This is a genomic window from Janthinobacterium sp. P210006, assembly GCF_036231885.1.
Lineage (GTDB): Bacteria > Pseudomonadota > Gammaproteobacteria > Burkholderiales > Burkholderiaceae_D > Janthinobacterium > Janthinobacterium violaceinigrum.
The window spans coordinates 220,789-241,529 of record NZ_JAZARD010000005.1; the positions used below are offsets into that span (position 1 = coordinate 220,789).

Below are 20,741 nucleotides of genomic sequence, written 5' to 3' on the forward strand. Positions count from 1 at the left end.
CGCGTGTCCGTCTTGAACGTGAGTAGATAGACCTTACTTTTGCGTTTTGTTATAGGTATGCCTGGAGAACAGCCTCATCAACTGAAAGTCCCTTTTCTAGCATCGCGGTCAGACGCGCAGGTTCAGGAAGCGGTAACTGCAATAGTTCGAAAATCGAAACGTTAGTCGAGCCGGAAATGCTGCGAAAGTAGCGGTCAACCGGGCGCGATCCTAGTAGAGTTACCAGCAAGTCCAGGGGTACTTTCGGGTTGTGGGTTGCCGATTCGAGTGCTAGTACATGGTTCTCGCAAACAAACCCTCCGTGCAACTGAATAACGTTAGACGGTATGACGCCAGCAACAAGCCGTAGCGGCTGATCGTTGGAAGTGACGCGTTGCATGGCTACTGTTGGCCTGCGAAGGATGGACGTGGTGGATTCGCTGACCATGTCTACATAGCTGGGCTCCTGGATAGCCCTCTTGCTATGGCCGAACCTGACCTCACCGGTGGTCGTAATATCGCTTGACCATAACAAGGGATATGGAGCTGCCGCACCAGCTGCGGTAGCCTCGCTCAGGTGATAAAAAGTCGTGCGCTTGTCCCGATTCCAGACGAAACATCCCGTGCGAGGCACGAATCCGTAATCAACTAATCTGTACTTGCTTGAACTGATGATACGAATGAGATCAACATCGCCCTCTGCGCGAGGGATCGGCCAGGCGCAGCCGCCACCGGGTAGTGTACAACTGCCGACTGACTTGAAATTTCCCTGTTTCGATACCACCGACACGTTCGGAGAAATGTAGGTGGAAACTGAGTCTAAGCGCCGCTTCAGTATTGTCAGTGCAGTCTCTTGCTCCACATCGATAAACACACCCAAGCGGTCACTTACGATGCCGATGCTGGTGATATCTGCGTTTTCTAATAAGTGGGTGCGCAATTTGCTGAAGTAACGGCCAGACATGAAGCTGGTAGGGGTAACAAATCCGGCAATACCAGTTGGGCGTAGCAATTTGAGACCTAATGTCAGGAACAGACCGTACAGGTTTGGCTGTGAGTCAATGACATGGTTGTATTCGCAGCGGTGCTTCGATACTTCCGCCGCAGGCATCTTGCGGTAGGGCGGATTACAGACAACAACATCGAAAGTGCCGTGTAGCTTGTGTGCTTCTGTCAGTGAATCCGCTACTGCCACATGAAAGAAGGGAGTTGCGCCAGTACATGCAATTTCATCCGCAAGAACAATCCTCAGGAATTGTTTGGACATGCTACAGAGTATTGGGTCAAGGTCTATTCCAAACAGGTTTTCCTCTACATGGCGAATGATTTCAGCAGAAGGTCGACCTTCCCCAATCAGGGCTGCTCTCATCCTTTGTGCTATTGGCGCAAGGAACGCGGCGCCGCCACAAGCGGGGTCAAAGAATGAGTGTGAGGCAAAAGATGCGCCAGCTTCCTCTAGGTCATCCAAAAGACGTTTTGTTAGGGACGGAGGCGTGAAGTACATCGCCAGCTGCTTTCTATAATCATTGCCCGACCAAATCGAATATGCAGAGCTAAGCCAATATGCACCGTCGAGGAAGTTTTGCTCACATAGCCAATCAACAAATCGTTTTACCTCGATGGCTTCAGCCAACGGGGGCGCTGATTCAAACTCGTCACAGTCCAAGTTAGGAGCAAGTCTATTGCTCCAAAGAATGACAATCGTGCCAATATTTAGGGCGAGGTATTTCAAATCTTTATTATGAACTTTGCTCAGTAAACCTATGGAGCGGACGTGGCGGGAAAACTGTAATTTCACTTTAGTAAGGTTTAAGTTTTTTTCGGGCAGACCCGATTGAAATTTTGTCCGCAGTGAGGCCTCTCTCTGGTAGATAGGCGCTTTTTCATCGCTGTTGGAAAGGGAGAGCATGCTGATGAAGTTTGGACTTACGCTAAGTGATATTTAAATTCGATTCTTTAAAGTAATAATTCTTTTGCTCGGCTGAATTAAAACAATGTTGTTAAGGATAGCATCTTGCTCATGTGGAAAATACACCAATTCTCACCGAGGGGCAATGACCTGCACAACGCAGAACTGGTACATCGATGCACTAGCTGCACGACGCGAGCGGCCGTCAAAGTGAACGTTGGAGTTGGTATCATCGGCTGCTGGGCGGGCTTACCGCACCTGTTTCAAGGCATTCAAGACGAAGTCGGTGCGCATCGAACTGCTGACGCGCCATCCAATGATGCGTCGTGCAAAGACATCAATCACAAATGCCATATAGACAAAGCCTTGCCAGGTCGAGACGTAGGTGAAATCGGACATCCAGAGTTGATTGGGCCGCTGTGCCTTGAACTTGCAATGGACAGGATCCAGAGGGCAAGGTGCGGCCACATTGGCGACGGTGGTCTTTACGACCTTGCCCCGTATCACGCCGCGCAGGCCGGCGCGGCGCACCAAGCGTTCGACGGTGCAGCGGGCGATCTCTATGCCTTTGCGGCGCAGCTGGCGCCAGACCTTCTCCGCGCCATAAGCCTGCATATTGGCTTGCCAGACGCGTTCAATTTGAGCAGCCAGCACCGCATCGCTCTTTGCGCGCGCACAGCGCAAAGCCGGATTATGCCGCTACGCGGCGTAACGCCAATAGCCGGACGGGGCGATCTGCAAGACTTTGCAAATCGACTCGGCCTCGTACGCCTGGCTGTGCTGGTCGATGAACGTGAAGCGGCGGTCGAGCTCCGCCTGGGCGAAAAACACACTGGCTAGGCGTAGGATTTCGTTCGCCTGCGTAGCTCCTTGAATTCGTGCTCCAGCGCTTTGAGGCGTTCACTTTCGGCGGTGGTGGTGCCCTCACGCTGACCTGTGTCACGCTCACGCTGGCGCACCCAACGACGCAGAGTTTCGGCGGTACAGCCTATCTTGGCTGCGATGGACGTGATGGCCGCCCACTGCGACTCGTGCTCGCTGCTGTCCTCTTGAACCATGCGCACGGCGCGCTCCATCACTTCGAGGGAATATCGGACTGATTTTTTCCCGGTGGCTCCATTTTCTCAAATGTCGGAGCCTCCTTCAAACCCGGGGCGATTCAGTCGTTAGGCATCGTACCGCATGTTGGTAATGCGTTTCAGCGTATCGCCGATATGCTCGCGAGGCTATCTCCATCCAACGTGGATATTTTTACCAACATCATCCACGTGATTTTTGAGCGGCAAGATGAATAAATGCTGCTTTTGTTGCTTCGCATTGTCTAATAACGTAGAGCAGTGATTTTTCGTGATGTTTTGACGAGGAAATGATGCTATATTCCTTGATCTCTACATAATCAGTCGTGTAAATTAATAGTTAATTATTTTTTGGAGTATCGATGCGTAAAGTTTTCCTCGTCACCGGGTTTAATAATTGGGGTAAAACTACATTACTTTCTAATTTATTTGAAACAAAGACGTTTCATAAGAAAATACCACAATGTTACGGAAAGCATCAATTCCTTGTGATGCCACAATCGAACGACGACCTTCATCAAGACAGGTACGAGAAAGAATTTCTCGATAGACTGCAAAAATTTGAAAAAATAAATGGTAAAGCTAAGTACATCGCTTCAGCTTTTTGTCCAACGAAAGAACCAAATAACAATTCCATCGAAATTCTTCATAATTTATTCAAAGGTGATAAGATAGAAATGTTGCTCTTGGAGAGTAAATGGTGTGGAAATGCAAAACTGATAATCCCAGAAATTACGCGTTTATACAGCGGCGAACGCAACGTTACAATACATTCCATTACATCTAAGAGCTCGGTAGGTAAACTAAGTAAGGTGAAATCTATATTTACCGGAGCTTTGCGATAATTTAAATCGACAAATCTTTTATCTAATAGTAGAGAGCACCTTTCCATGCTCTAGAAACGACTAGAAACGTCCCTAACGTATGGAACCTGATAGGGAAGCATTTGGTGTTGATTTTAGAATTAAATTGATTCTAGACGCATTAAAATAGGTTTCTAGCGTTTTTGAAAATTAAGAAAAAATATTGACTAGATATGTGCTATATATAATGAGTAAAATTTTCGAAAAATATTGAATATATTTGAATATAAAAATCTATTTAACGTTAATGTTCGTTTTCGCGAGTATTGCACGTTTCGTAAATTCTTCTAGCCCATTGATAGTGTCAATCCTAAAGTCAAGATTAGAATATGCATTTCTGTAGTCATCCAAAATGAGGGAAGAATCATCGAAATCATTTTCACCTCGGGAAAAATCAAATATTTTATTAATTATTGCTTGTATTTCGCCGAGCTTAAATATGTATGTCATGATGTTTATTTGAGAAAGTACCGTGTGACTATTAGGGGAAAATGAATTTTCAAGATTTTTTAATCTCGAATTGTTAACCTGTAATAGCACTAGAATATTTGCCAGATTGTCTGCCACATTTGATTCTGCAAATGTTATACATTGACGAAATATATCTTTATAGTCAATTGGCAAATCGGGAGCTTTAGATGATAATGGAGTTTCTCTTTCCGAATCCTCCTCTGTGGTTCTATTTAATGCCTCACGTAAAATTCCTGAGCTATCTCTGCAATAAGTTGTTAGTTCGCTTAGAGCGTGCGGCAAAAATGATCGAGCTGCCAAAAATTGACGTTGTCTTTGCTGATTCTCACTAAATTTTGAAATGTTGAATGCAATAATGCTTGAAATTAATGCCAAAAAACCGGTATTAATAGTTTGCCAGCGATCCCAAACCTTCTGGACATAATCCCAATTTCCCCATCCTGCGAAAAATGGGAAAATTATCATGCAAAATAAATAAGAGATAATTAACGGAATTCCAATCCAATTCATTATTGAAACAAGGGTGTCTTTTTTTATGGATCCAATATGTTTCATAATAATGTTTTATTTGGTTTGTATTTTTTGGATTATGGTAAAATATTTAAAATTTGTTTTTGGAAAGTATCAAATAATAATCGTTGTCGACAAAAAATAAATTGGCAGCAGCCAGTTTTAGATTTCATCTTACAGTCGATGTCAGATGAAGTCTGATCAGTCCCATTGAACTATTTGATCAAAAAATGATTCTTATCCTTATCTTCCCGCCACCTTGGTTGACGGCCACGACCTGTTCAAGTCTCGCCAGTAGCATTATCGCGATACTTCACTGCGACTGTACTTGGAACTTTAACAGCCTTCGTTTTGGTCTCCCGGAGGTCGCCGATGCTCAGACCATACTGCTTCATGATTCCAGCGATTTATGCTTTTGCACCTGCGAGTTCGTTCTTACGTGCTTCTTCCGTAAGCTGCTGCAGTTCGGCGATTTTTGCGGTGTATTCTTTATACGTGGTCATGTATTTTCCTTGTAGTGTGGTTGCAGATCGCACTGTACGCAGTTTTAGAAGACCCGTTAAGCTATACCTCGCATATTGATGAATCCATCATCATCCTCGCGCCAGCGCTTTCGAACTAAAGAGTCAAACGTCACACCACTGGTCAACTGCAAGTAATCTGCGTGATCGGTAACGATAATTTGAGGCATGATGTCCGTATCACGCTGCGTCTCTTTGCAGAACGTAACTAACTGATCAAACATGTTTGTCACGGCACGCATATCTTCATCAACCGTACGGCCATTTCGGCTTGTATCTTTAGCGGCAAGGTCCTCCGGAGCAAACTGCTTCGCCCCATCAAGCATGGTGGGGAAATAGACTTGACTTGGCTGGTCGAAAAATAGAATAGACGGTATAGATGATTCTCCACGCAACTCGCACGAATACCGTTGTAGACTCAGGAACAGAACTAAATGACAAGCGAGCCAGTTTGCGCCACTTCCCATCGCACGTAAATATACGCGTCGGTCGTCAGTCTGATGCCACAGGTCAAACGTCTCGAGGGAAAATTTAAGATTAATGGGCCTATAGGATTTTTCGAAGTCAAATTTCCCGCTATAATGCTTCATCCAATAAGCGATCCTATCCTCAGCTTTGCGAATCTTGCTTTCAATATTGTATTTGTCCTTGAGTTCGGCAATGACATCTTTCAGTTCTTTTTCTAGCTTCTCCAAGTCCAAGTCACTCGCAGGTTTTTTTAGATCTACAATCTCCTGAAGCACAGTTTCCACCTGCATTTTTGCACCTACTGAAAGCTCGTATTGGCTGCGAACTTTTTTAAGGTCGGCAATCTGCTTCGATATGCGGTCTATCCTAGTAGTGCAGTCCCTCAGTAATTTCCTGGCTTCATCGACTTCTTTAACTTTCACAGCACGCAATTCGTCCAGGGCTGAATTACGATAACTAGACCGTTCCAACTCAGAGTTCAACCAAAGAATTGCATCGGTAAGATCATTTGCACTAGTCTCTACTAAGTCAGTTTCCGCATCGCAAAATGGACAAGACGCGTGTGAGATATTTGCGCTACTAGGTACCACAATTTCGGAACGATAGTTTGCATATTTCTGGGCGTAAGATAAAGAAGAGTCAATTTCGGCAAGCTCAAGTTGGCGATCCCTAAGTTCGCCGGTTAAGATGGCTTTTTTATCTTGCTCTTCCTGCATTAGCTTCACATGCATATCTGAGTCCGATGCAAAACGCACTTTTGTATTACGCAGTTTGTTCAATTGAATCTGCGGCGCTGTCATTGCCTGTTCAATATCAATTTCGAGCGGCCGCCCGCTGATGGAGACATAATCGAAAACTGCTTCCTCCAATCTCGTCCTCTTTGCCTTAACTTCCTGCTCAGCTTTGGGAATAGATCGTGTAATCCTTCGAATAAGGGTCTCCAATTCGTTTTCTCGTTGTTTAAGTATGAAATATCGCTGATTAACAAAGCCAAAGAAAATTTTCGCGTGGTCGATAGCCTGTTCGCGTTTTTCTTTTTGATCGAATCGATAAAATATTGCATGCTTGTTTGCTATGAGATTCTGATGTTGAAGCATGTACGAGGCGAAGCTTCGAATACTAGGTGTAGATGCGCGTCGATTACGGCGCTCACGCTCGTCCAGATCTTCATCGACATCTGTAACAGCTATATTGAAATAACGCTGCAGTATCTTTAAAAAATCTCGTAACGGATAGAATTCGCTTGGACCAAAGTAAGACATCGTTGCCCAGTCCAAAGCCTTCACCATTTCCAAATTGAATTCTTCACGGACGAATGCGTGTTTAGAATCTGGACGGCGTGCGAGTACCAATGCAGTATTTTCGACCTGGATAACGGTGAAATAGAGTATTGCATTTTCTGTAATTACTCCAACCGGGACTGAAAAATCCGAGCTTCCTAGGCAGTAGTCGAAGATTTCGATTAATGCGCTTTTACCGGTCGAGGAGCGGCCCGTAACGATGTTCACCCCATCTTTGAACTCCACATAATGTACGCCGTTTTCTTCTTCAGCAAGCACACCAATGAACAAAATTTTAGCTCTCATAATGTGTAAATCCCTAGTTTCTTGTAAATCATTGGTACTTCCGGAATTCGGCAGAAAACTGCAAGCCGTTGGGCAGCCTTGACCATCTTTTGAGGGTTTGGCGCTTCCTCGCTAGCCCCCTTGATGACAGTAACCATTCGATTGGAGATTTCAACTTTGTTTGATCCTCGTAGATACTGGAGGGTTACATTAGTTAGGTCTTTGTACTCGTAGACTCTTTGCTGCATACCATTTAGAAGCCCTTGACGCTCAGACATGGTATGGAAGTTACTTGTTGAACGGGCAGACGACAAAAAGTCCCGGCAAGGTTTATGTAAGGTAAGTGGAAGTACTAGGTATGACAGTAGGAGTGAATTTTCTTTTAATCCCAATGTGGAATAAAATTCAAAAAAAGCTTTTGAAAATATGAATGGATTGTTATGTAGTGTTGTAAGGTGACGAATTGGGTCTATTCTTTCACGCTCTTCATCCAATAATTTTTCAGTCATGGTTTTAATTTCCATTCATAATCACCAGCAGGATCATTCATTGAGATATGTAATATTCCGTTTCTAAACCAATGTGGTGAATCATCAAATCCAATAAATGCCGGCGGAGAATTAGTACAGGTCGTATTATAAAATATCTTTGTGGCAGCAGGGGAGTGATCACCTTTTAGGCACGCATTTTCGTACAGCATCTCAAAATTCTTAGTTACTAAATCTCTGTATTTATTTAAGCTTGAATTGAAAATTACGTGTTTTTCTAAAACATATCCTGTTGTCAGTAGCGATGAATAAAATTCTTTTATCGCTTGTGGGAGATGTTTGCTATGGTCGATATCACGGATTTTCTTGATGAAAAGATCATCTTTCTTCGTATGGTCCTCTGGTTTAAACGAGTCGTAGTAGGTGGCCGGAAACGCCTGAGACTCAACTGAAAGCCGACTATATAGGTCCTGTAGTTCTTTATCAAAATCGTCGTACGAAATTTCCCAACGAACTCCCTTGTCTCGGCCCATCCTGGAGATGAAGCCGATCAAGGCATTAACAAACATCGACTTATTTTTCGGTAGTATCCCTTTCGATTTCACCTTTTCCAGATGCCTGTAAAGTTCAGATTTCGATTGGGAGCTGGCTTCGATTGCAATTTTCGATACGATAGACTCAAGCTTCTGTCGCTTTTCTGCTATAAGCAATTCGCGTTGTTGCAGTAACGTTGCGCTGGGCTCTGATTTCGGATTCTTGGACAGCCTGTCATTTAATCCTTTCTCAAAATCCACGTTTACCGTCTCTAGGAATGCAAGGCGTTCTTCCACGTTGAACTGGTTCCATTTGGAAATGTTGCCTTCGGGACCGAATTCTTGGGTCGTGTACAAGATTAAAGACTGATACTTTGCGTGATTGAAGCCAGCGTCCATCCAGTTGGTAAGGGTGTTCCAGAAGTTTTTATGACCGTCCGTCAGCGAATCGACATAGCACTTCACTTCGATCTGAACGACGTCCTCGATTGTCACGTCCCCTAGCTCTTCAATCACCAGAACTTGGCCTTCGTCTAGCTCAAAGCACTTCGATACCGCTACGCCGAGCTGATAGACGATAGCATCAATGGATGCAGTAGCATCCCCACGAGTAGTAGCCATGTTGGAAAAAGATATTAAGAAGCCAGCAACAATTGTATTCTGGAAATGAACTTGATGGTTACTGTGTAAATACCCAGCTGATTGCAAGATGTAATCGAGTTCAGAGATAGATGTTCACGAACAAGATTCTCTTTGCTACACAAATTCGTTCATATTGATTAAAAAAGGTAGAACAGGGGCAGTATTTGCCGTTCGTGCCACAACTATGCACGGTGAAAAGTAGGTGGCACATGCTATGAGGTCAAGCCGACCAGAGGCTGCGACCAGCAATCCGAACGCTCATCATTCTTGTGAGTCGGCCTTGAAGAAGGCCAAGATACAATCCGAAAGACGAATCATCCATTTTCGGGATTTGTCTGTTTCACCAAGTTTTCTCAAAACTTCGTTACAGTTGAATGCATCCGCCGATAGCCTAGCATAGGATTTTTGGAGCAGGACCCCTGCAGGCCATCACACCTCGGAGAAATCGGCCATCGCATTTTCGATCACAGCAACGTGCTGCGACGTTGCCAACAGCGGTGAATCCCGCGTAAAATGCAGGCTTCGCGAGTGTAGCTCAATGGTAGAGCAGAAGCTTCCCAAGTAGCTGACGCATATGTCAGAAGGGGGATGTTTGGGGTTATGTGGAAATTTCAAATTGCCATAATCTATGATATATGCGAGTTCTGACCTAGGATTTGAATCCCCCTCTCGCCATAGACACAAAAGCAAAAGGCCACCTTCGGGTGGCCTTTTTGTTTTTGTGCCCGGCGGAGAGAAGCAGGGCGCCTGCGCGCCCTGCGCGGGGGATTCGAAGGGCCGGGCCTACCGGCCCTCTCCGAATCTACCAACTGCTGCCGCTGCGCGGCAGCCCCGCGCGCCTGCAGCGCGCGTTCGTGGTTCTAATTAGGTTTCGACTCAGCAAGCTTGTACTGCGCCCAACGCATCAGTCCGTGTCAGAATGGCAGACCTGACACCGGTGCGTGCGAACCTTGGCCGAATGTTATCAACGGAGATGGAACGAGTGGTCAAACTGGGCTTGTCGTTTGCATCAACTGCTGAAATATCGAGCAGGAAAGACGGTTGCCTATCTTAGGAGAAGGCGCTGCTTCATGCCCTTCATTGATTAATTAGGGCGATTTTTGAAAATCGTTGCTGAGCGATTTGAGTAGAATGCTAACTGGACAGCATTCAGCTCCCGATATTCTCGAAAGTCCTTACACTACGCCTAAATTCCAGTCGTTTCAGGGAGATACCATTCCACAATATCGCGAATTTTCTGAGGTGCTGAGTAAATCCCAGGTAAAAATACAATCTCATTCTCAGTAACAAGCCGAATATAGGGAATAATTTCGGCAACGCTTTCTGGTGCGAAACCATATCGCATTAACAAAATATGCTCTACATTATCGGTCCCGTAGCGTAGCAGGCCTGACATCTTGATTGATCGAGAGTCGTGGGTTACGTCGCCATAGAGTTTAAAGGCCGCCATAAACACATCAGACAGCGAGAAAGACACAACTTTGTCCATATAGTCATACGTGTCAAACACGACAGCATCGTAACTAACGTCATTTGCTTGCACTCCCGCAAATAAGGGGAATCGTCGTTTTAGCTGACTGTTTGGAAGACTTTCCGCTGGTTGAGCGAATTCAGCTTCTCCTTGATGACCGAAATTCCTCCGCGAAATCTTACTATACCGAATGCCGGCGATCTCCCGGAAGGTGCGGCCTCCGATCGCTAACAAGAAAATTGTAATAGCTGTACGGAAGACTGCTTCTTCTCCATAAAAAAGCTCACGATTTATTGCCTCTTCGAATATAGTCTTTAACTGATTCTTGATAGTTTCGCGAATTTCACGTTTTTCTTCACCCTCAATGCTTGCGCGAATCGTTTCTTTAGCGTAAAGCAAATCTAGGATTTGGCGGCAAGCGGTAAAAATGTGTGGCTGGGAAAGGCGCTCAACTTTTGTTCGGGGGAGGTTGTGTTCATCATCGAAGGAATCAGTGCGAATTGACTCAATCAATTCTTGGAAATCATAAGACGCTTCCGAGAAATCTTCATCGAGCACTGAAATTTCGCTTAAAATATATGTGTCGTTAATTCTATCCGTGTAAAGAATCGGATTAGAGGTAAAAACGTAGCCGAAGTCAAATATCTGTTCTGATGACAATCGCCCTGCACGACCAGTCAAATTTTTGAATGATAACGATTTATCAGCTGACTCGTCGCCGTTAATTCGCATGCTATGTAGCCAGACGATGTCAAATGGCATATTTACACCTTGTGCCAAAGTGTTCGTTGCAAAGCATACGCGAGCGTATTTCTGCCTGATAAATTCTTCGACCAGGAACCGCACGTCCAACGGTACTGAACCGTGATGGATAACGACGCCTTTCTTGAGTAGTGCGACTAGTTTTGAACGGTGGCCGCTTTGATCCGCACCTAACGCGTGCTCAACTTCCTTTATTATGTTTAATGCATGTGTATCGATGACATCCGGGAACGCATCGATATACTCTTTGAACGGATGTAAAAAATTTCCATTGTAGATTGATGCTTTAGAAACAAAAATTAGTATTGAGTGCGTGCCATTAAATGCGAAGCGCGCGAAACCCCCATCGAATTCTGCGCAATTTGATAGAAGGTGCCCCTTCTTAATAAACGGAGAGAAATAAAAATCGCGTCCGTTACTGTGTTTGTAAACACTTATTTTTCCGACGGTGCCGTGAGTATATGATCTGGCATAGCTTTTTGACTCATCAATATTGTGCTTTTTTAATTGAGCTTCTGGATTGTCCACAAATGGATGGGCGAAAATTATTTTTGCTTTTGGAAAATGCTTCTGTACCCGTCTGACTAGGATATCAAAAATAACGCCTCGATCCTTTTCCTCTGAGATTTGAGCTTCGTCAAGGAAAAATACAGAAATATTAAAAGCATCACTTTGCAGAAAAAGTTCACGCGCACGCTCTGGTGTAAGAACAAAAATATATCGCAAATTTCTTTTTTTAAATACCTTGTCAACGAAAGGAGAAACGAACACATTCTTTGATGCTCCAAAGCCACGGCGGATTGACGAAATATACTCCGCTATCAACGCTCTAGATGGCACAATCACTACAGCGTCGCCATTTTGTTGTGAAATAAAGTCCCGTATGGAATATGACTTGCCAGCGCTAGTTGGCGCTGAGATAGAAATGAACTGATTGTCATCGACAGCTCTGCGCACGCTGACTTGGACAGGAGTTAACGATTTCCCATACTGTTTTTTGTAGCCATCACCAACCGCAGACATCATCAGCGAATATAGGTCTTCTGGTTTCTGAATTTTATAAAAAAGACCCATTGTGGAAATAATCCGCTGTTCGACAGAGGAAAATAATTTTGGGTGAAATTCTTTGTATAATGCAACGTCTTCAAGTATGTTGGAGCTTATTGGTCCATTAATGTGAAGCTGCTCTAAAAGGTTTGAAAGATCACGCAAGACGGTTTTTGACTCCTTAATCGAAGTGATTTTCGATTTCGCCATTATTTCACTCCAACCAAATAAATACTATTCACTTTATTTTTTGCTGCTAATGCGGCGGCAGATTTGGCTGCGTTTGCAAAAATCAAATCTGGGTTTTTTCCTTGGATAGAAAATGCTGCAACCATTCCAAACTGTTTGCCTGTTAGGTTTTTTACGCAATTCGAACTAACGAGGCTCTTGAGATGAACGCCATCACGGAAATGTTTCTCGTGGTCGATAAAGTCTTCTGCTTGCGATATCGCCAATGTATATGGATTCGTGTTACTAGAATATTTTGCCTCACCAAAATTAACAAGGTCGGCAGGGCAGGTTGTGTGAAAATCAAACCCTTCGTTTCCACTCAGTTTTGGCTTCCATAATTCGGCGATGGGAAGCCTCAGATGTGAGAATATTTTTTCCAGCGCATATGCAGAAATCATCGTCACCATCAACTCGCCAAAGTCTGCGCCAAGCGTTCCTGTGGTGCTAGTAGCTTGGAAAATTCCGACGAGTTTGTTTGCAGTCTCAGTTACGGTCATGTCGTAGGACATGTAATCGATTGGATCTAGACTTGTCATCCATGACTTGTCTAGAACCCCTCGGGTGATGACTGCAGCGAAGGTAGCAAGATTAGTGACTTCCACAAAGCATAATTTCACGTTTTGCAAACCAGGCGTATCGACCACCTGTTGGTATGCGCATCCCCAGGTTGCATCCACTGTTTGCGTCTGAAATGTTAGTGTCATTTGAGGTTCTTTTTTCGATACATCGATCGGCCTTCATGCAAAAAATTATATGCAACTAGGATACAACACTGTATTTACACACCTAGGATGCAGCACTGCAATCAGATTGTCTAGCGATAGCGTTATAAATTTCGTTTATTCACTGGGTTATCTAGTCTGTGAATGTTTTAACCGATTATTCCACTAGCAGCAATAGGATAGCAAGTATGGTCTGATGGATGTACGAAGCGAAAAAGTGTAGACACGGTAAGTTTCTCGTTGCACACCGCTGTTCGTGAGGAACTAGGCTCAATCGATAAGAGCCAAAAGATCTAGAGACTTTTGGTTCAAATAAATATGTTACCAATGGATAATATATGTTGTTAAATTGCACCATTGAGAAAATATGGGGCACCCAAGTCATCTGTCCGTTATGCCACGTCAACCAGAGCGCCTGCGATGTTAGTGCTGTTGCTTAGGTGCATGTTGTGTACCGCCAACGGAAAAATATACTCCTAACCAATTACGCTCGCTCTCGCTAGCGACGTGGGGTCAGGTCTGCTATCCGGCACGGGCTGATGCATTGAACACAGCAGAAGCCAGCTCAGTCAGAGCTACGAACATACGCCCTCGGCGCGCGAAGCTGCTCGCGTCCGCGTAGCGGGCAGCAACTGGTCGATTCGATGGGCAGGTCCGACCCTTCGAATCTTCGATAGGCTATGAACTCATGCCGGCGAAGACCTAAAGGCTTCCACTGCACCCAAAGCATCAATCCGTGCCCAAATGACGAACATGATCCCGCCTCGCAGTGTTGATGTCTTGTCGCGCCAGCATGAAAGCCAGCCTTTTTCTTGACGCGGGTTTTTATCGACTATTGGAATTAATCCGGCTACTATCCGTAGAGCTATGGCAATAATGCCAGGCAATGTATTGGAGCCTTTATGTCGATTATTAAAGACGGTTTCTACAAAGTTGCTTTCGCGGCTGGACTTCCTGGCGAGGGCGGCCTTGTCGTTGCAAAGGATGATGCGGTTTATGGTGGTGATAGCCAGTTTCTTTACAGTGGTAGTGCAACTGGGGATTCTTCAGCTGTAGCGTCAACGATCACTGTTTCCGCGCTGTCAGGCGCTGCTAAATCAGTCTTTGGGGGCACTGGTGGTAAGTTTGTGCTGCATGTAAAAGGAACTGCAAGTGATGCCAACTTCCATCTTGCGGCACCTGCCCCTATACCAGGGGCGCAAGGAATCGTAATTACCGGCACCTGGATTGCTCCGTTAGATTTGTAAGAAGATTTTTATGTCGAAATGAGCCCGCCGTATTGCGGGCTTTTTTGTATCCAATTTCTACCGCCCGTTGGGTTTCAGCCGCTGAATACAAACTTGTGCCGCGGCTAACTGCCTTCACGTCACCCAGCCCGTTTTCCAGGCGGACGATGTGCTGAGCGATGATTGCATTTGTCTTGTCGTCCTTGATCTGGGACAACCAGTTGCTGAAGTGCGTGGCTTTTTGTGATCGTCTTCTGAGATAACTGTATTCATTCGAATACAGATACACAATCCAATCTGAGTAACCATTATTCCCCACAAACCTTGTTGCTTCTCAACCCCTCATAGTTTCCCCAATGTATCGTAAGCCTCTCCCACAAAGCCATGGAGAGAGTCTCATGTCCTACACTTACAGCAAAGTCGACGACCTGGAAAAAACCACCATGGTCGGCAACCATCAATGCGTTGCGCTGGTCCGTCACTACGCGGGTGCGCCTGCCACGTTGAGCTGGAAGCAGGGGGAGGCAGTGTTGGGAAATCGGCTATTGCGCAAGGGCACGGCCATTGCCACGTTTGTCAACGGGAAGTATGCGAATCATCAACGAGGCAATCACGCGGCCTTGTATATGGGGCAGGCGCTGGACGGCATCATTGTCATGGACCAGTGGACGGGCAAGCGTCTGGGCATCGTGACTTCGCGAACCTTGCGTTCCAAAGGCCAGTACAAGAATGGCATGCATATCGATCCCAGCAACAATGCCGATGCTTTTTTCGTCATCGAATAGAGGAGCACCCATGCAACATAAACGTTTGTTGGCCGGCGCCGCCTGCTGCATTTTCCCTGTGTTCGCGCAGGCTGCCGTGAGCGCGCCTTATGCTTGCCCGGAGAGCGTGCCTGCGACCTCGATCAGCCTGAATGCCGTGCCGGCTGGCTGGACGCCGTATATCGATAGCCCGCTTTACCTGAGTGCTGCAGCGCCGATCGATGGCGCACCGGAGCGCAAGGGGCAGCTCGTAGCCAGCGGGGAGCGCAAGAAAAAAGGGGAAACGACGCTCAGCTATCGCCTGGAAGGCCGCTATCCTGAGGGTAAGTGGTTGCAATGCAGTTACGGCGCGCATGGTGAGGTGACTCTGTCGAAGAGAATGGACGACAGTATCAGCCTATGCGAATTCGTCTACAGGAAGGGCCGCAAGGCCGGGCAGAACGAGATCGATATCGATTGCCGTTAAGTCATTTTGGTCTCGACGGTATCGCTTCGAGGGCCGGCCGGTGTTAAGCATAAAAAATGCCGTTCAGCGTGGACTGAACGGCATTCTAGTTTGGCGGCTGTATGCGGGGAGAGCAAAAGCTCACCATCGGCTCTCTATATCCTGCACTCATTAGCCATCTTCATCGCCAATTCCGTCAACACTTGCCATCATCCACTTTTGCACCGCCACCCAGCCCGGTCGCTGGGCCAGAATCCCCGCAATCGACCCCGCCATCACCGTAATCACCGAATTTACCGCGATGCTGACGATGATCTGCACGCAGTCCGCAAAGTCGCCCTAACCAGCCAAAACCGCCGAAACAATCGACCGGCGAAGCACGGTCCTCTCGGCATCGATGCCGCGCTGGGAAAACGCCGGCGGCAACGGGGCATCATCCGTGGCGGCGTTGCCTGGCGAGGCCGTTTCCTTTACCAGCATGTTGGCGCTATTTTCGACCTCGAAGTACTCGTCCCAATGCACTGGAACCTGATGGGAGCGGCCATCTCCGCCTCTTACCGAGACGTAGTGGGTGCGCGCGACGCTGCGGAAGCCGCTGGCCGTTACATGCACTTTCTGCGATCCGTCGGCCTCTTGTTGCATGGATGTCTTCAGGATACTTCGCGTGACGCACTCGGGATGCTTGAACATCGCCTCGCCGTGGTAATTGGCAATCGCTTCATGCTCCCAGAAACAGGGTTTGTGCGAATACGTGTCTTGATAGATGTCCGAGTGCGGGCGATGCTGTTGGTACAAGGGGATGGCAAGCAGCGGGGCGATCCCAAAGTAGAACGACTTGAAGAAATCGTTGTGATAGGTGTTGAAAAACAGGCGGGCCTGGGCGAGTTCGTAGGCAAAGAATTTCTCCGGGGCGCCGCTGATGTCGGTCGCGCGCATATGTCCCGATTCCAGCACGTTGATCATGCGGGTTTTTTCGAATGCGAACGTGTCGCCAAAACCTGTCTGGCTATCCTTGAGCAGCTTGAGCATTTCCTGTTGCGCCAACGGCGTGAACAACAGCCGGAACTGTACTTCATGGTTGCGGTCCGTGGCATCGAACAAGGCGTCGAATTCGCGGTTGGCCATCACCGTAAAAGTATGCCCCTCGTCGACATCGCGCGACTTTTCTTCCAGCTTCTTGATGGCGCGATTCTTCCGCCATTTGTCGAAGAAGCCGTCCTCCAGGCTGGAGAGTTTTGACGGGTGGCGGCTGAACACGAGATCCGGCGCCGCTTCGTTGCCGTAGACGATAAATGTCTGGTTTTCGTACTCGGGCATCGGACGCTCGATCGATGCGCGCAGAGTTTCGTGGCGGGTTCTGGTTTCCAGTTTGCCTTGCGAATTGCGGTACTGTTCCGTCCAGCTGATAGCCAGCGAGCCATCGTATTTCTTGCTGCCCATCGAGTGGGACAAGGTGCGTGCAAGAATGAACGGGTTGCCGTTCAGTACGCCGCTATGCGAGAACACGATCGAGTGGTCGTCCCCCAGATTGCCAAACCATCCAAAGCTCTTGCGCAGCTCTTCCATGCGGCCGTTGCTGAAATACGGGTCGAATGCGATGCGGGGCACTGTCTGCTGCATCAGCTTTGCCATGATGTCCCAGTCGTACAGGCGGTTCAGCGGCACCATCTGGCCCCAGGCCACGGCACGTTTCGCGTCGCAGGCTTCCTGCAGCCGCTTTAACTGCGCGTCGGAATCGTTGATGATGCGGTTGAGCGTATGAATCGCCACGGCAAGCGCAATCGCCGGGACCACGAGCCATGGCCATGCGTAATAGGCGTAGAGATAGAGTGCCGCCAGTAGCGCGGCTACGATACTGGCGCCGCGCAGGATACGCCACCATTTGTTGCTGGAACCGGCGCCCGCAGCCTGCTTTTCGAGCACGCGTAGTTCCTGCACCGTCGCGATGTTGGCGTTCTCGTCCACGCCGGACTGGCGCACGAGGTCTTCGAAAAAGTCCGACGTATTGCTGGCGTGAGCATTTTTGAAATGGAGAGAATACTGCTCCAATGGTTCATGGACATCGTTGATCAAAAGAAGACGCTCCGGGCGGCGGCCTTGGTTTCGGCGGAGGCAGTGAAAGGAATGCGCGTGGTATAACCTTGCCGCGCCGCTACGATCTGCTTGGTCGGCCAGGCAAAGACGTCCTGGTTCCACATGCCGACGGTATCGTTATACAGCGTGCGCGCGGCGGTCACTTCCTTTTGCAGATAACTGTTCTGGCGCATGGCATCGGCGATGACGGCTTGTGCCTTCAGATCAGGGTAGGCTTCGCACGCCATGCTGATACGGGAAAAAATCCCGTCGATTTTCTGCGATGCCTGATTGCGTTCGGCATCGGCGTTCTGTCCGCTCCGGTAAGCTGCTACCGACTTCATCACGTCCTTGTCGAGGTCGATCGCTTTTGCGACCAGGCCAACCACGTTGTTCAGGACTACGACGCGCTGCTCCAGGTAATTGTCGATCTGTGACGCATCGGCCTGGATTTTCTGCTGCAGCTTGCGCAGATACGCCAGGGCGGAGATCTTCATGAACAGGAAGACCAGGCCTGGCAGCGCACCCAGCACCAGCAGTGCCAAGCCGTACGTTTGCGGCAACGCGCCGGTCAGCAGCGCCAAGCCGCCGATCAGCGGAAGGACCGCCCACAGGGCGATTTCAAATATGAGCGACCCGGTGCCGACTTGGACGGGAATCTGCTTGCTGATGACGTTGATGTCGCGCCCCTGTTCATTTATCGGGCCAGTTACTTCGTCCAAATCATTTGCCATGCTTGAAAATCCTTTGTAGTGAGTGTTTCTGATTGAGCGTTTCTCGCTCGGTTGCAAAATATGTCGCTTCAGCTTTTGACGCGCGGGAGCGGAATGTGGGTGTATCGTGTAAGTTTCCCAAAATTAATTTTTTTGCCATCATATCTTGAAGGATGAGACCCAATCAAGGGCAGCCAAGCCGATATTGCATGTGAAGTTTCGGGAAAATTCCTGGACATTTTCCGGTGCGGCCAATGATCAGCCAGCCGCTTGCAAAAAAACGGCAGCAGGCAGGCGGGGCACTGGATAACGGACACCCGCTGCCAGCCGGCCATAGCCGCCCAATACATTCATTTTGGGCCGGTAAGCAATTCCCCCTTCCATTGAATCTGCGGCCGCTCCAGACCAGACTTTGCGGAGAAATAAATGATCAAAAATTTTTAAAGGCTTTGCCATCGGCAAATAGAGGAAATGCAGGAAGGGGCTGCAATGCAGCGGTGCATTAACACTGTCGAGCTGGATGAACGACAGTATTCATTCATTTTTGCGCATTGAATGACAGGACTGCCAGCACGGCCGGGCAGAACGCTATCGATAGCGATTGCGATTGCCCTTCGGTTAACGAGAAAGCCCGCCGAAGCGGGCTTTCTCACTCTACAGCCAAGCCAAAAACTCAGAACTGGTTCATCGTGTTGTCTTTACCCGCTGCTTTGAGCGCCGCTTCGCCGCTGAAGTAATCCTTGTGGTCGTCGCCGATGTCCGAGCCGGACATGTTTTGATGTTTCACGCAGGCGATGCCCTGGCGGATTTCCTTGCGCTGCACGCCGGCCACGTAGCCCAGCATGCCCTGGTCGCCGAAGTATTCCTTGGCCAGGTTGTCCGTCGACAAGGCTGCCGTGTGGTAGGTCGGCAGGGTGATCAGGTGGTGGAAGATGCCGGCTTCGCGGGCCGAGTCGGCCTGGAAGGTGCGGATCTTCTCGTCGGCGGCGATCGCCAGTTCCGTCTGGTCGTATTCCACGCTCATCAGCTGGGCGCGGTCGTAGGCGGACACGTCCTTGCCTGCCGCTTTCATGCCGTCGAAGATTTGCTGGCGGAAGTTCAGGGTCCAGTTGAACGACGGGCTGTTGTTGTACACCAGCTTGGCGTTCGGGATGACCTTGCGGATTTCGCTGACCATGCCGCCAATTTGCGCGATATGCGGCTTTTCCGTTTCGATCCACAGCAGGTCGGCGCCGTTTTGCAAGGAAGTGATGCAGTCGAGCACGCAACGCTCTTCGCCGGAACCGGCGCGGAACTGGAACAGGTTGCTCGGCAGGCGTTTCGGACGCAGCAGCTTGCCTTCGCGCTTGATGATGACGTCGCCATTGCCCAGCGCATCGGCCGACACTTCTTCGCAGTCGAGGAAGGAATTGTATTGGTCGCCCAGGTCGCCTGGCTCATTGGTGACGGCGATCTGCTTGGTCAAGCCGGCACCCAGCGAATCCGTGCGGGCGACGATGATGCCGTCGTCCACGCCCAGTTCCAGGAAGGCGTAGCGGATGGCGCGGATCTTGGCCAGGAAGTCTTCGTGCGGCACCGTCACTTTACCGTCCTGGTGGCCGCATTGTTTCTCGTCGGATACCTGGTTTTCGATCTGGATGCAGCAGGCACCCGCTTCGATGAACTGTTTCGCCAGCAAATAGGTCGCTTCAGCATTGCCGAAACCGGCGTCGATGTCGGCGATGATGGGCACGACGTGGGTCACGTGGCCGTCGATCTTCGCCTGGATCGCTTGCTTGGCATCGCCCTGGGCCGCGTCCAGCTGGCGGAACAGGCCGCCCAGTTCGCGGGCATCGGCCTGGCGCAGGAAGGTGTACAGCTCCTTGATCAGGGCCGAGACGGCAGTTTTTTCATGCATCGACTGATCTGGCAGCGGGCCGAACTCGGAGCGCAGGGCGGCAACCATCCAGCCGGACAGGTAGAGGTAGCGGCGGTCGGTGCTGTTGAAGTGCTTCTTGATCGAGATCATCTTCTGTTGACCGATGAAACCGTGCCAGCAGCCGAGCGACTGCGTGTACTTGGATGGGTCCGCATCGTAGGCGGCCATGTCGTTGCGCATGATCTTCGCCGTGTACTTGGCGATGTCCAGGCCCGTCTTGAACTTGTTCTGGGCGCGCATGCGGGCGGCGGACTCGGGATTGATGGCGTTCCAGGCGCTACCTTGTTGGTCTTTCAAACTGGCAACAGCCTTGATGTCGTCTTGATATTGGGACATGTGAATCT

General features: G+C 48.5%; 15 protein-coding genes, 1 pseudogene and 1 other annotated feature. Of the genes and pseudogenes, 4 read left to right on the top strand and 12 right to left on the bottom strand.

Annotated features, from left to right (window positions below; genetic code table 11):
• Nucleotides 1–49: 49 nt before the first annotated feature.
• Both VPH41_RS24220 and VPH41_RS24225 read right to left on the bottom strand, forming a co-directional pair.
• On the bottom strand, nt 50–1,888 hold the full coding sequence (locus VPH41_RS24220) for an Eco57I restriction-modification methylase domain-containing protein (RefSeq protein ID WP_328571768.1): 1,839 nt from the start codon (nt 1,886–1,888) through the stop codon (nt 50–52).
• 258 nt (nt 1,889–2,146) lie between these two features.
• Nucleotides 2,147–2,964: pseudogene (locus VPH41_RS24225) on the bottom strand (IS3 family transposase); the annotation flags it as partial.
• Nucleotides 2,615–2,720: a sequence feature (AL1L pseudoknot), on the bottom strand. (Overlaps the previous pseudogene by 106 nt.)
• A gap of 362 nt (nt 2,965–3,326) precedes the next feature.
• Here VPH41_RS24225 and VPH41_RS24230 point away from each other — a divergent pair.
• Entirely contained in the window at nt 3,327–3,809 is a 483-nt protein-coding gene (locus VPH41_RS24230) for a hypothetical protein (RefSeq protein ID WP_328571769.1), read from the top strand.
• 252 nt (nt 3,810–4,061) lie between these two features.
• Here VPH41_RS24230 and VPH41_RS24235 read toward each other — a convergent pair whose 3' ends face one another.
• From VPH41_RS24235 to VPH41_RS24260, 6 genes are all read right to left on the bottom strand, one after another.
• On the bottom strand, nt 4,062–4,853 hold the full coding sequence (locus VPH41_RS24235; protein ID WP_328571770.1) for a hypothetical protein: 792 nt from the start codon (nt 4,851–4,853) through the stop codon (nt 4,062–4,064).
• A gap of 514 nt (nt 4,854–5,367) precedes the next feature.
• Nucleotides 5,368–7,383 (bottom strand): DUF3732 domain-containing protein, encoded by a 2,016-nt coding sequence (locus VPH41_RS24240; protein WP_328571771.1) that lies wholly within the window; start codon nt 7,381–7,383, stop codon nt 5,368–5,370.
• Nucleotides 7,380–7,871, bottom strand: coding sequence for a three component ABC system middle component (locus VPH41_RS24245; RefSeq protein ID WP_328571772.1), 492 nt, complete (start codon nt 7,869–7,871; stop codon nt 7,380–7,382). The genes VPH41_RS24240 and VPH41_RS24245 overlap by 4 nt, the downstream gene beginning before the upstream one ends.
• Complete coding sequence (locus tag VPH41_RS24250; protein ID WP_328571773.1) at nt 7,868–9,004, bottom strand: hypothetical protein; 1,137 nt, start codon at nt 9,002–9,004, stop codon at nt 7,868–7,870. The genes VPH41_RS24245 and VPH41_RS24250 overlap by 4 nt, the downstream gene beginning before the upstream one ends.
• Nucleotides 9,005–10,211: 1,207 nt before the next feature.
• Nucleotides 10,212–12,515 (bottom strand): DEAD/DEAH box helicase, encoded by a 2,304-nt coding sequence (locus tag VPH41_RS24255; RefSeq protein ID WP_328571774.1) that lies wholly within the window; start codon nt 12,513–12,515, stop codon nt 10,212–10,214.
• The gene (locus VPH41_RS24260) at nt 12,515–13,240 is read right to left on the bottom strand and encodes a hypothetical protein (protein WP_328571775.1); all 726 of its coding nucleotides are present in this window, start codon (nt 13,238–13,240) and stop codon (nt 12,515–12,517) included. Before VPH41_RS24260 ends, VPH41_RS24255 begins: the two co-directional genes overlap by 1 nt.
• 920 nt (nt 13,241–14,160) lie before the next feature.
• Between VPH41_RS24260 and VPH41_RS24265 the strand changes: the two genes are divergently transcribed.
• From VPH41_RS24265 to VPH41_RS24275, 3 genes are all read left to right on the top strand, one after another.
• Complete coding sequence (locus VPH41_RS24265; protein WP_328571776.1) at nt 14,161–14,505, top strand: GrlR family regulatory protein; 345 nt, start codon at nt 14,161–14,163, stop codon at nt 14,503–14,505.
• A 377-nt stretch (nt 14,506–14,882) separates the two neighbouring features.
• Complete coding sequence (locus tag VPH41_RS24270) at nt 14,883–15,269, top strand: BPSL0067 family protein (RefSeq protein WP_328571777.1); 387 nt, start codon at nt 14,883–14,885, stop codon at nt 15,267–15,269.
• A gap of 10 nt (nt 15,270–15,279) precedes the next feature.
• Nucleotides 15,280–15,714: an STY0301 family protein gene (locus VPH41_RS24275; protein ID WP_328571778.1), complete on the top strand. Its 435-nt coding sequence runs from the start codon at nt 15,280–15,282 to the stop codon at nt 15,712–15,714.
• 150 nt (nt 15,715–15,864) lie between these two features.
• On the opposite strand, the gene VPH41_RS24280 is transcribed toward VPH41_RS24275, so the two are convergent.
• The 4 genes from VPH41_RS24280 to VPH41_RS24295 form a co-directional block, all read right to left on the bottom strand.
• A complete protein-coding gene (locus tag VPH41_RS24280; protein WP_328571779.1) occupies nt 15,865–16,014 on the bottom strand; it encodes a hypothetical protein in 150 nt (49 codons plus the stop codon).
• Between the two features lie 18 nt (nt 16,015–16,032).
• On the bottom strand, nt 16,033–17,766 hold the full coding sequence (locus tag VPH41_RS24285; protein WP_328571780.1) for an MAG1210 family protein: 1,734 nt from the start codon (nt 17,764–17,766) through the stop codon (nt 16,033–16,035).
• On the bottom strand, nt 17,763–18,500 hold the full coding sequence (locus VPH41_RS24290) for a LemA family protein (protein ID WP_152283541.1): 738 nt from the start codon (nt 18,498–18,500) through the stop codon (nt 17,763–17,765). The genes VPH41_RS24285 and VPH41_RS24290 overlap by 4 nt, the downstream gene beginning before the upstream one ends.
• Nucleotides 18,501–19,152: 652 nt before the next feature.
• Nucleotides 19,153–20,733 (bottom strand): isocitrate lyase, encoded by a 1,581-nt coding sequence (locus VPH41_RS24295; RefSeq protein ID WP_328571781.1) that lies wholly within the window; start codon nt 20,731–20,733, stop codon nt 19,153–19,155.
• Nucleotides 20,734–20,741: the final 8 nt, after the last annotated feature.

Coding starts and splice junctions, on each gene's coding strand:
- VPH41_RS24260 (WP_328571775.1), bottom strand. CDS start 13,240: ATGACACTAACATTTCAGACGCAAACAGTGGATGCAACCTGGGGATGC.
- VPH41_RS24245 (WP_328571772.1), bottom strand. CDS start 7,871: ATGACTGAAAAATTATTGGATGAAGAGCGTGAAAGAATAGACCCAATT.
- VPH41_RS24250 (WP_328571773.1), bottom strand. CDS start 9,004: ATGGCTACTACTCGTGGGGATGCTACTGCATCCATTGATGCTATCGTC.
- VPH41_RS24230 (WP_328571769.1), top strand. CDS start 3,327: ATGCGTAAAGTTTTCCTCGTCACCGGGTTTAATAATTGGGGTAAAACT.
- VPH41_RS24265 (WP_328571776.1), top strand. CDS start 14,161: ATGTCGATTATTAAAGACGGTTTCTACAAAGTTGCTTTCGCGGCTGGA.
- VPH41_RS24235 (WP_328571770.1), bottom strand. CDS start 4,853: ATGAAACATATTGGATCCATAAAAAAAGACACCCTTGTTTCAATAATG.
- VPH41_RS24255 (WP_328571774.1), bottom strand. CDS start 12,515: ATGGCGAAATCGAAAATCACTTCGATTAAGGAGTCAAAAACCGTCTTG.
- VPH41_RS24220 (WP_328571768.1), bottom strand. CDS start 1,888: ATGCTCTCCCTTTCCAACAGCGATGAAAAAGCGCCTATCTACCAGAGA.
- VPH41_RS24240 (WP_328571771.1), bottom strand. CDS start 7,383: ATGAGAGCTAAAATTTTGTTCATTGGTGTGCTTGCTGAAGAAGAAAAC.
- VPH41_RS24275 (WP_328571778.1), top strand. CDS start 15,280: ATGCAACATAAACGTTTGTTGGCCGGCGCCGCCTGCTGCATTTTCCCT.
- VPH41_RS24270 (WP_328571777.1), top strand. CDS start 14,883: ATGTCCTACACTTACAGCAAAGTCGACGACCTGGAAAAAACCACCATG.
- VPH41_RS24290 (WP_152283541.1), bottom strand. CDS start 18,500: ATGGCAAATGATTTGGACGAAGTAACTGGCCCGATAAATGAACAGGGG.
- VPH41_RS24295 (WP_328571781.1), bottom strand. CDS start 20,733: ATGTCCCAATATCAAGACGACATCAAGGCTGTTGCCAGTTTGAAAGAC.